This window comes from Dactylosporangium sp. NPDC005572, from assembly GCF_040605515.1.
Taxonomy (GTDB): domain Bacteria; phylum Actinomycetota; class Actinomycetes; order Mycobacteriales; family Micromonosporaceae; genus Dactylosporangium.
This window is the reverse complement of sequence record NZ_JBEXCY010000163.1, coordinates 1-8,978: the sequence shown is the minus strand read 5'-3', so window position 1 is coordinate 8,978 and position 8,978 is coordinate 1. Positions and strand designations below refer to the sequence as shown.

Below are 8,978 nucleotides of genomic sequence, written 5' to 3'. Positions count from 1 at the left end.
CCACCGCCAGCGCCACCGCCAGCGCCACCGCCAGCGCCACCGCCAGCGCCACCGCCGCCGCCCGAGCCGACCAAGCCGCCGGCCGAGCCGACCGCGCCGATCGGGGCGCCGTCCGTGTGGCTTTCCGGGGCATTGTCCGTGCCGGTGGTCGCAACAGTGGGTGGGGCGGTCGGCGAAGCGGGCGCTGCGGCGGTGGACAGGCGGGTTGCTACCTCGGTGACCTCCAGGTCGACGATCTGGAGGAGGTCGGCCTCCGTCAGCGGGGCGAAGACGATGACCTCGTCGATGCGGTTCAGGAACTCCGGGCGGAAGTGCTGGCGCAGGTCCGTCTGGGCGGCCAGTCCCGCCAGGTCGGCCGCCGCGGCCGGGTGGGTGGTGAAGCCGGCCGGGGACGTGAAGCGGGTGCCCAGGTTCGTGGTCAGGACCAGGACCGTGTTCGTGAAGTCGGTGACGCGGCCCTGGCCGTCCGTGAGGCGGCCGTCCTCCAGGATCTGCAGCAGGGTGTGGAAGACGTCCGGGTGGGCCTTCTCGATCTCGTCGAACAGGATGACCGACGACGGGCGGCGGCGGACGGCCTCCGTCAGCTGGCCGCCCTCGTCGTGGCCGACGTAGCCGGGTGGGGCGCCCAGGAGGCGGGAGACGGTGTGCGGGTCGTGGTACTCGGACATGTCCAGCTGCACCAGCGCCTCCGGCGCGCCGAACAGGAACTCGGCCAGGGCCTTGGCCAGGGATGACTTTCCCACGCCCGACGGGCCGGCGAAGATGAACGAGCCCGTGGGGCGCTTCGGGTCGGCCAGGCCGGCCCGGGACCGGCGGATCGCGCGGGCGACCGCTCGGACGGCGGGTTGCTGGCCGACGATGTGCCGGTGCAGCTCGTCCTCCATGCGGACCAGCCGCGCCGTCTCCGCCTCCGTCAGGCGCTGGACCGGGATACCGGTCCACTGGGCGACCACCGTCGCGATGTGGTCCGGGCCCACCTCAGGGGAGGCCGGTAAGCCGGTGCTCGTGATGCGCAGGCGGGCGCCGGCCTCGTCCAGCAGGTCGATCGCCTTGTCCGGGAGCTGGCGGTCCGGGAGGTACCTCGTGCCCAGGTCGACGGCCGCCCGCAGGGCCGCCGCGCTGTACGACACCTGGTGGAACGTCTCATAGCGGCCGCGCAGGCCGTGCAGGATGTCCAGCGCCTCGGCCGGGGTCGGCTCGCCGATCTCGACCGGCTGGAGGCGGCGCTCCAGGGCGCCGTCCTTCTTGATGTGGCGGCGGTACTCGTCGTGGGTGGTCGCGCCGATCGTCTGCAGCTCGCCGCGGGCGAGCAGGGGCTTGAGCAGGGACGACGCGTCGATCGCGCCCTCGGCGGCGCCGGCGCCGACCAGGGTGTGGATCTCGTCCACGAACAGGATGACGTCGCCGCGGGTGCGGACCTCCTTGAGGACCTTGCGGAGGCGTTCCTCGAAGTCGCCGCGGTACCGCGAGCCGGCCACCAGCGAGCCCAGGTCCAGCGACCACAGCTGCTTGCCGGTGAGCGTGTCCGGCACGGTGCCGGCGACGATGCGCTGGGCCAGGCCCTCGACGACGGCCGTCTTGCCGACGCCGGGCGCGCCGGTGAGCACCGGGTTGTTCTTGCGGCGGCAGGACAGGACCTGCACGACGCGGTCGATCTCGCGGTCGCGGCCGATGACGGGGTCGAGGCGCCCGGCCCGGGCCGCGTCGGTCAGGCTGTGGCCGAACTGGTCGAGCACAGGGTTGCCCTTGGGGGGTGGGGCATCGGAAGAAGGGGCCGACGGGTGGCCGGTCAGCGAGCCCAGCACCTCGGCCCGCACGTCGTTGAGCGCGACGCCGAGCCGGGCCAGCACCCGCACGGCGGTGCCCTCACCCTCCCGGATCAGGCCGAGCAGCACGTGCTCGGGGCCGATGAAGTTGTGGCCGAGCTGGAGCGACTCGCGCAGGGCCAGCTCCAGGACCTTCTTGAACCGCGGGGTGAACGGGATGTGGCCCGACGGGACCTGCCCGCCGTGGCCGATGAGGTCCTCGACCTCGCGGCGGGCCCGGTCGAGGGTCACGCCCAGCTCCTGCAGGGCGCCCTCGCCCTCCTGCACCAGCCCGAGCAGCATGTGCTCGGTGCCGATGTAGTTGTGGTTGTGGGTCCGCGCCTCCTCCTGGGCCAGCACGACGACCCGGCGGGCACGGTCGGTGAACCGTTCGAACATGCGCCATCACGCCTCTCCGGCGGGCCCGGGCCGGAAGAGGACCGCACCCGCCATCCGGTGAACGGAAGGTGGATGCGCTGAGTCGAAGCCTCTTGGCCGGAAGGCGCGGGCAGGCGCACTGCCCACCACCACCTTAGCCCGCATCGAGGCGTTGGTGATAGAAGGATGCGGTGACGGCAACGACGCTGTTCCAGCGCACCTCCGGCCCCCTGGGGGCGCCGACCCTGCTGCTCGGCGGCTCGCTGGGCAGCAACCTCGACATGTGGCGGCCCCAGCTGGCCGCGTTCGGCGACCGGCTGCGCGTGGTCCGCTTCGACCACCGCGGCCACGGCGGGTCCCCGGTGCCGCCCGGCCCCTACTCGATCGAGGAGCTGGGGCGTGACGTGCTGGCGCTGCTCGACCGCCTCGGGATCGAGCGGGCGTCGTACTGCGGGCTCTCCCTCGGCGGGATGGTCGGCATGTGGCTGGCCGCGCACGCGCCGGAGCGCATCGACAAGCTCGTGCTGATCTGCACGGCGGCGCACCTGCCGCCCGCCGACAGCTGGCAGGCGCGGGCCGAGCAGGTCCGCTCGGCGGGCATGGGCAGCATCGCCGACGCGGTCCTCGGCCGGTGGTTCACGCCGCGCTACCGCGCGGCACTGCCGGCCCGTGTCGCCCCCTACCGGACCATGATCGCCGCCTGCCCCGCCGAGGGCTACGCCGGCTGCTGCGAGGCGATCGCGGCCATGGACCAGCTCGCCGACCTGCCCCGGATCACCGCGCCGACGCTGGTCATCGCCGGGGAGGACGACCCGGCGACCCCGCCGGAGCACGGTGAGCGCATCCATGCGGGGATCGCCGGCAGCCGCCTCGTCGTGCTCCAGGGCGCGGCCCACCTGGCCAACGCCGAGCAGTCCGAGGCGGTGTCACAGCTCATCCTCGAGCACGTGACGAAGGATCACGTGATCGACTGATAGACCGCGTGGGTGCGGTCGGCGATCGCGGCCCACGAGAAGTGGTCGACCGCGCGCTGGCGGCCGGCCCGGCCGAGCTCGGCGGCCCGGGCCGGCTCCTGGACGAGCTGGAGCATCGCGTCGGCCAGGTCGGCGACGAAGCGCTCCGGGTCCAGCGGGGTGCCGCTGCCGTCGGTGACCTGCTCGATCGGGACGAGCAGGCCGGTCTCCCGGTCGGCGACGACCTCCGGGATACCCCCGGTGGCGGTGGCCACGACCGCGGTCCGGCAGGCCATCGCCTCCAGGTTGACGATGCCCATCGGCTCGTAGATCGACGGGCAGACGAACAGCGTGGCGTGCGTGAGGACCTGGATCACCTCGCGCTTGGGCAGCATCTCCTGCACCCAGACGACGCCCTCGCGGGTGGCGCGCAGCCCGTCGGCGAGGCCGGTCACCTCGGCCGCGATCTCGGGCGTGTCGGGCGCGCCGGCCAGGAGTACGAGCTGGACGTCCGGCGGCAGCCGCCGGGCCGCGCGCAGCAGGTAGGGCAGGCCCTTCTGCCGGGTGATCCGCCCGACGTAGACGACGGAGGGGCGGCCCGGGTCGATGCCGAGGCGCTCCAGGACGTCGGTCGCCGGGTCGGGCGCGTACTGCTCGGTGTCGATGCCGTTGTAGACGACGTGCACCTTGTCGGGGTCGACCCGGGGGTACGCCCGCAGCACGTCGGCCTTCATCCCGGCGGAGACGGCGATGACCGCGTCGGCCGCCTCGACCGCGGTCCGCTCGCACCAGGAGGACAGCGCATAGCCGCCGCCGAGCTGCTCGGCCTTCCAGGGGCGCAGGGGCTCGAGGCTGTGGGTGGTGACGACGTGCGGGACGCCGTGCAGCAGTTTCGCGGTGTGTCCGGCGAGGTTGGCGTACCACGTGTGGCTGTGCACGAGGTCGGACCCGGCGCAGCCGGCGGCCATCTCCAGGTCGACCCCGATGGTGCGCAGGGCCGCGTTGGCACCGGCCAGGCCGGGCGGGTCGGCGTAGCCGGTGACCCCGGCCTCGGCCCGCGGCGCGCCGAAGCAGTGGACGCGGACGTCCAGCGGGAGCCGGCGCAGCTCCCGGGCAAGGTACTCGAGGTGGACGCCCGCCCCGCCGTAGACGTCCGGGGGATACTCTCGAGTGAGCAGGTCTACTCGCACGTCCAAACCATAATCCCGTTCGTCTGGCGCAACGCGCCGGACCCGTTTAGCGTCTGCGCCATGGCTGCCAAGAAGGTCCTCGCGATCGTCCTCGCCGGCGGTGAGGGCAAGCGACTGATGCCACTGACGACCGACCGGGCCAAGCCCGCGGTCCCGTTCGGCGGGATCTACCGGTTGGTCGACTTCGTGCTGTCGAACCTCGCCAACGGCGGCTATCTCAAGATGGTCGTGCTCACCCAGTACAAGTCGCACTCGCTGGACCGGCACGTCACGAAGACCTGGCGGATGTCGACGCTGCTCGGCAACTACGTCACCCCCGTCCCGGCCCAGCAGCGGCTCGGCCCGCGCTGGTTCGCCGGCTCGGCCGACGCGATCTACCAGAGCCTGAACCTCATCAACGACGAGCGCCCCGACTACGTCATCGTGTTCGGCGCCGACCACATCTACCGGATGGACCCGGAGCAGATGGTCCGCCAGCACATCGAGTCGGGCGCGGCGGCGACCGTCGCCGGCATCCGGCAGCCGCTGTCGACCGCCGACCAGTTCGGCGTCATCGAGGTGGCCGCCGACGACAACCGGCGCATCAGCGCGTTCCGGGAGAAGCCGAAGGACGCCAAGGGCCTGCCCGACGCGCCCGACGAGATCTACGCGTCGATGGGCAACTACGTGTTCACCGCCGACGCGCTCATCGACGCCGTCACCCGCGACGCGCAGGACCCGTCGAGCAAGCACGACATGGGCGGCAACATCATCCCCTTCTTCGTCGAGAAGAACGAGGCCGCCGTCTACGACTTCAGCACCAACGTGGTGCCGGGCACCACGGACCGCGACCGCGGCTACTGGCGCGACGTGGGGACCCTCGACTCATACTACGAGGCGAACATGGACCTCATCGCCGTCCACCCGGTCTTCAACCTGTACAACTTCGAGTGGCCGATCTACACCGGCAACAGCCCGTGGCCGCCGGCGAAGTTCGTGCACGGCTGGGGCGAGCGGGTCGGCCGCGCGGTCGGCTCGATGATCTCGCCCGGCGCGGTGATCTCGGGGTCGCTCGTGGAGAACTCGGTGGTCTCCCCCAACGTCAAGGTCCACTCGTGGGCGCACGTCGAGGGCTCGGTGCTCATGGAGGGCGTCGACATCGGGCGGCACGCCGTGGTGCGCAACGCCATCCTGGACAAGAACGTCATCGTGCCCGAGGGCGCCGAGATCGGCGTCGACCTGGAGCGCGACCGGAAGCGTTTCACCGTGTCCGACGGGGGCATCGTGGTCATCGGCAAGGGTCAACGCGTCGAACCCTGAACCGCACCCTGAGCACTAACCCCGCCACCCCGGCCCCGACTCGATACGGTGAGGATCATGGGTAACCCCGCGGAGCCCGACACCCGCAAGAACGACACCCTCAAGACGGAGGCGCGCAAGCCGGCGGGTGCCCGACCGGAAGCGTTCAAGACCGAGATCGCCACGACCGAGCCCACCCCCACGGAGGTCGCGCTGGCACCCGACCGCCCCGACGACGCCGTCGACACGGCGGAGAGCCCGGCGGCCAGTTTCCAGCCGGCCCGCGACGGCGCACCGTCCTGGGCCGGTGTCTACGGTGCCGAGCAGCGGTTCCCGATCGAGCAGGTCACCCCGTCGGTCGACGGCGGGCGGTTCCCGGCCAAGGCGGTCGTCGGGGAGGCCGTCCCGGTCTCCGCGGTCGCCTACCGCGAGGGCCACGCCATGATGGGCTGCAACGTGGTCCTCATCGCGCCCGACGGGCAGGAGGGTCCGTTCACCCGGATGCGCCCCGGCGCGGCCGGCACCGACCGCTGGTTCGCCGAGGTGCGCCCGGACGCGGTCGGGGCCTGGACGTTCGCCGTCGAGGCGTTCTCCGACCCGTACCTCACCTGGCACGACGCCGTGTCCAAGAAGATCGCCGCCGGCCAGGGCCTGGAGGACCTCGCCAATGACCTGGCCGAGGGCTCGGCGCTGCTGCGCGAGGCGGCCGAGGGCGTCCCGGCCCCCGACCGCGACCGGGTCATCGGCGCCTCCCGCGCGCTCGCCGACACCGGCATCCCGCTGTTCGCCCGGGTCTCCCCCGCGCTCGCGCTCACCGAGGTGCTGTGGCGGCACCCGCTGCGCCGGCAGGTGACCCGCTCGGCGCCGCTGCCGATCTGGTGCGACCGGGAGCGGGCGCTGTTCTCCGCGTGGTACGAGTTCTTCCCCCGCTCCGAGGGCGCCGAGGTCGACGAGCGCGGCAGGCCGGTGCGGCACGGCACGTTCGCCAGCGCGACCCCGCGCCTCAAGGAGGTCGCCGACCTGGGCTTCGACGTGGTGTACCTCCCGCCGATCCACCCGATCGGCCGGGTCAACCGCAAGGGGCCGAACAACACCCTGGTCGCCGGCCCGGACGACGTCGGCTCGCCGTGGGCGATCGGCGCGGCCGAGGGCGGTCACGACGCGATCCACCCCGACCTCGGCACCCTGGAGGAGTTCCGGGCGTTCGTCGCCGCCGCGAACGACGCCGGCGTCGAGATCGCGCTGGACCTGGCCCTGCAGTGCGCGCCCGACCACCCGTGGGTCACCGCGCACCCGGAGTGGTTCACGACCCGCGCCGACGGCAGCATCGCCTACGCCGAGAACCCGCCCAAGAAGTACCAGGACATCTACCCGCTGAACTTCGACAACGACCCGGAGGGGATCCGCGCCGAGGTCAAGCGGGTCGTGCTGCACTGGGTCGCGCAGGGCGTGAAGATCTTCCGGATCGACAACCCGCACACCAAGCCGGTCGGTTTCTGGCACTGGCTCATCGACGAGGTCAAGCAGGTCGACCCCGATGTGCTGTTCCTGGCCGAGGCGTTCACCCGGCCGGCCATGATGCACGGCCTGGGCAAGATCGGCTTCAGCCAGTCCTACACCTACTTCACGTGGCGGGTGCAGGCCTGGGAGCTGCGGGAGTACGTGCAGGAGCTGATCGCGGCGGCCGACTACATGCGGCCGAACTTCTGGCCCAACACGCCCGACATCCTGCCGGAGCACCTCCAGCACGGCGGGCCGCCGATGTTCAAGATCCGGGCGGTGCTGGCGAGCCTGCTCAGCCCGTCCTGGGGCATGTACGCGGGCTTCGAGCTGTTCGAGCACGTGGCCCGGCCGGGCGCCGAGGAGTACCTGGACAACGAGAAGTACCAGCTGCGCCCCCGCGACTGGGCCGGCCGGGAGCGCGACGGCGAGTCGCTCGCGCCCTACCTGCGCACGCTCAACACGGTCCGGCGGGACAACCCGGCGCTGCACCGGCTGCGCAACACCGTCTTCCACGGCGTCGACAACGAGCAGATGCTGTGCTTCTCGAAGCGCGACGCCGAGACCGGCAACACGGTGCTGGTGGTCGTGTCGACGGATTCGCACAACGTCCAATGGGGTAACACCACGCTGGACATGCCCGCGCTGGGGTTCGACTGGCACGAGCGGTTCACGGTCCGCGACGAGATCACGGGCGCGACCTTCGACTGGGGACAGCACAACGCGGTCCGGCTCGACCCCCTGTACGAGCCGGCTCACGTGCTCACGGTGCACCGCCATCGGTGAGCGTGACCACCGCAACAGCAGCAAGGTAGGTGGCGACAATGACGGAAGCGGTCGAGGGCACCCACGTCGCGGACGGTACGGTCGAGCATCCGTCGTCCAGTGACTTCGGCCAGGCGCGGGTGCTGCCGGCCGACACCACCTGGTTCCAGCGGGCCGTGTTCTACGAGGTGCTCGTCCGGGCGTTCGCCGACTCCAACGCCGACGGCTCCGGCGACCTCAAGGGCCTCATCAGCCAGCTGGACTACCTGCAGTGGCTCGGCGTCGACTGCCTCTGGCTGCCGCCGTTCTACGACTCGCCGCTGCGCGACGGCGGGTACGACATCCGCGACTTCTACAAGGTGCTGCCCGACTTCGGCACCGTCGACGACTTCGTCGCCCTGCTCGACGCGGCCCACAAGCGCGGCATCCGGGTCATCACCGACCTGGTCATGAACCACACCTCCGACTCGCACCTGTGGTTCCAGGAGTCCCGGCGGGACCCGACCGGCCCCTACGGCGACTTCTACGTGTGGTCCGACAGCGACAAGGCGTACTCCGACGCGCGGATCATCTTCGTCGACACCGAGGAGTCGAACTGGACGTTCGACCCGGTGCGCCGGCAGTTCTACTGGCACCGGTTCTTCTCCCACCAGCCGGACCTCAACTACGCCAACCCCGAGGTCCAGCGCGAGATGATCGACGTGCTGCGGTTCTGGCTCGACCTGGGCATCGACGGCTTCCGGCTCGACGCGGTGCCGTACCTGTTCGAGTCCGAGGGCACCAACTGCGAGAACCTGCCGGAGACGCACGAGTTCCTGCGCCGCTGCCGCAAGGTCATCGACGACGAGTTCCCGGGCCGGGTCCTGCTGGCCGAGGCCAACCAGTGGCCGGCCGACGTGGTGGAGTACTTCGGCGAGGGTGACGAGTGCCACATGGCGTTCCACTTCCCGCTCATGCCGCGCATCTTCATGGCGGTCCGGCGCGAGTCGCGGTTCCCGATCTCGGAGATCCTGGCCCACACGCCGGAGATCCCGTCGAACTGCCAGTGGGGCATCTTCCTGCGCAACCACGACGAGCTGACCCTGGAGATGGTCACCGACGAGGAGCGC

At 71.5% G+C, this 8,978-nt stretch carries 6 protein-coding genes; 4 read left to right on the top strand and 2 right to left on the bottom strand.

Features of this window, described 5'->3' with window-relative positions; translation table 11 throughout:
* A partial coding sequence (locus ABZS66_RS45490) for an ATP-dependent Clp protease ATP-binding subunit (RefSeq protein WP_354769226.1) occupies positions 1 to 2,204 on the bottom strand: 2,204 nt, incomplete at its 3' end.
* Positions 2,205 to 2,374: 170 nt separating this feature from the next.
* On the opposite strand from ABZS66_RS45490, the gene pcaD reads away from it, so the two are divergent.
* Positions 2,375 to 3,157: a 3-oxoadipate enol-lactonase gene (gene pcaD, locus ABZS66_RS45485; protein WP_354769224.1), complete on the top strand. Its 783-nt coding sequence runs from the start codon at positions 2,375 to 2,377 to the stop codon at positions 3,155 to 3,157.
* Here the strand turns inward: pcaD and glgA are convergent.
* Positions 3,142 to 4,326 carry a glycogen synthase gene (gene glgA, locus ABZS66_RS45480; RefSeq protein WP_354769222.1) on the bottom strand — a complete coding sequence of 395 codons (1,185 nt, stop codon included), beginning with the start codon at positions 4,324 to 4,326 and terminating at the stop codon, positions 3,142 to 3,144. The genes pcaD and glgA overlap by 16 nt on opposite strands.
* A gap of 60 nt (positions 4,327 to 4,386) precedes the next feature.
* Between glgA and glgC the strand changes: the two genes are divergently transcribed.
* From glgC to ABZS66_RS45465, 3 genes are all read left to right on the top strand, one after another.
* The gene (gene glgC, locus ABZS66_RS45475) at positions 4,387 to 5,625 is read left to right on the top strand and encodes a glucose-1-phosphate adenylyltransferase (protein WP_354769220.1); all 1,239 of its coding nucleotides are present in this window, start codon (positions 4,387 to 4,389) and stop codon (positions 5,623 to 5,625) included.
* A 57-nt stretch (positions 5,626 to 5,682) separates the two neighbouring features.
* The gene (locus tag ABZS66_RS45470; protein WP_354769218.1) at positions 5,683 to 7,890 is read left to right on the top strand and encodes an alpha-1,4-glucan--maltose-1-phosphate maltosyltransferase; all 2,208 of its coding nucleotides are present in this window, start codon (positions 5,683 to 5,685) and stop codon (positions 7,888 to 7,890) included.
* A 38-nt stretch (positions 7,891 to 7,928) separates the two neighbouring features.
* A partial coding sequence (locus tag ABZS66_RS45465) for an alpha-amylase family glycosyl hydrolase (protein WP_354769216.1) occupies positions 7,929 to 8,978 on the top strand: 1,050 nt, incomplete at its 3' end.

Bases quoted from the DNA above. Each gene is read 5' to 3' on its own strand.
- glgC (WP_354769220.1), top strand. From the start codon at position 4,387: ATGGCTGCCAAGAAGGTCCTCGCGATCGTCCTCGCCGGCGGTGAGGGC.
- ABZS66_RS45470 (WP_354769218.1), top strand. From the start codon at position 5,683: ATGGGTAACCCCGCGGAGCCCGACACCCGCAAGAACGACACCCTCAAG.